1 protein-coding gene is annotated in these 249 nt (G+C 66.7%); it reads right to left on the bottom strand.

From position 1 onward, the window contains the following. Nucleotides 1-249: response regulator (locus SB847_RS21825; RefSeq protein ID WP_410578806.1), on the bottom strand; the 249-nt coding region annotated here is incomplete at both ends.

Genomic DNA, 249 nt, shown 5'->3' with positions numbered 1-249 from the left:
CGTCTGCGTCTCGCCCTGCTTGAGCAGATAGGCTTCCACGCCGGCGGCGAGGACCGCGTCGCGCGTGCGCGTATCTTGGTTGGCGGTCATGACGATGATGTGCAGGTCGGGATGCGCGTCGCGCAACGCGCGTATCCAGCGCGATCCGGTGACGCCGGGCATGCCTAAGTCCAGCACCAGCAGGTCGATCTCGTGGGTTGCCAACTGCGTCAGCACGCTTTCCGCGTATGTGGGCTCGGCGGCCACCAG

This window comes from Bacillus sp. SIMBA_026 (assembly GCF_046535335.1).
Taxonomy (GTDB): Bacteria; Bacillota; Bacilli; order Bacillales; family Bacillaceae; genus Bacillus; species Bacillus velezensis.
This window is presented reverse-complemented; position numbering and strand designations above follow the sequence as displayed.